The following is a 1,345-nucleotide window of genomic DNA, read 5'->3' as shown; positions in this document are numbered from 1 at the left end:
CCTCGGGTCGTAATACCGATGCCGGTTGTAATGCAGCCCGCTTTCCGCATCGAAGTACTGCCCCTGAAAGCGCAGCGGCTGGTCCAGGTATTCTTCGCCGGCCAGGGTCACCGCGGCGACTTTGCCGTAGGCGTCGTATTGCGCCGACCAGACGATTTCGCCGCTGTAGTCGGTGAGTTCCTGCGGGGTGCCGAGGTGGTCGAGTTGGTAGTAGAACGGGCAGGCCTTTTTCGGGCCTTTGCCGTCGAGCAGGGCCAGGGGGCGGAAGGTGCCGGGTTCGTAGACGAAGCTGCGGTACTGGGTTGGGCTGCTTTCGGCGACGAGGTGGTCGCCCTGCCAGAAGAACTCAGTGGCGATGCCGTTGACGGTTTTGCGGATGCGCCGGCCGAAGGCGTCGTATTGGTAACTGGCCGTTTGGCCGTCGGGGCGGGTCAAGCCGATCAGGCGGTGCTGGCAGTCGTAGCGGTATTCGGTGACGAGGGTCTGACCGTGGCCCCGACGTTCGCGGATCAGGTTGCCGAAGGCGTCGTAGTCGTAGTGGCGGTCGCCCTGCATCAGCAGGCGGTTGCCCTTGACCTTCGCCGGTCCCGGGCGGTCCTGCATCAGCAGGTTGCCGGCCGGGTCGTGGGCGAAGGATTCGGGCAGTTCGTCGCGCGAGTGACGCACGCGAATCAGTCGGTCGAGGGCGTCGTAGCCGTAGGTGCGCTGGCCGTGGCGGCTGTCGGCAATGTGCTCGAGGTTGCCGTTGGCGCTGTAGGCATAATCGCGGCGATACAGCGCCGCGTGCTGATGACCCACAGCGTGGGCGAGCAAGCGCCCCTGATCGTCGTAGGCATATTCGCTGAGCAGCAGGCCTTGCTGGCGTTGCTGCTCGCGCCCTGACCGATAAACATGCTGCGTCAGCGGCGTGCCGTTGAGGTCGATGGCTTTTAGCGCACCGCCCTTGGCGTAGTGATAATCGAGCCGGCTGTTGTCCGGCAGGCGCATCCGCTTGAGCTGGCCGCAGGCGTCGTAGGTGTAGCGCAGGGTGCCCCAGCCCTGATGTTCGGTGATCAGCCGGTCCTGGCGGTCGTATTCGAAGGCCAGCGGGTGGTCCTGGCCGTCATCGACCGCGATCAGTCGGCCGAGGCGGTCGTAGTCATAACGAACTTTCACCCCGTCGGGCAGGGTCCTGACCTGCAACCTTCCCGCCGCGTCGCGCTGGTACTGGGTGACCAGCGTCAAACCGTGCTCACCGAACTCGGTCTTTTCCAGCAACTGACCGTTTAGGTCGTAGGCGTAAGCGGTGCGTCGCCCGTCGAAGCCGCTTTCCTCGCGGATCAGCCCGGTGGGCGTGTAATCCAGG

1 protein-coding gene is annotated in these 1,345 nt (G+C 64.8%); it reads right to left on the bottom strand.

Translation table 11 applies throughout. From position 1 onward, the window contains the following. A partial coding sequence (locus HU743_RS27000) for an RHS domain-containing protein (RefSeq protein ID WP_186652400.1) occupies positions 1-1,345 on the bottom strand: 1,345 nt, incomplete at both ends.

The sequence above is a fragment of the Pseudomonas sp. SWRI99 genome (assembly GCF_014270125.1).
Taxonomy (GTDB): Bacteria; Pseudomonadota; Gammaproteobacteria; order Pseudomonadales; family Pseudomonadaceae; genus Aquipseudomonas; species Aquipseudomonas hamedanensis.
Note: the sequence above shows the minus strand (reverse complement) of the source record. Positions and strands in the feature narration are given on the sequence as shown.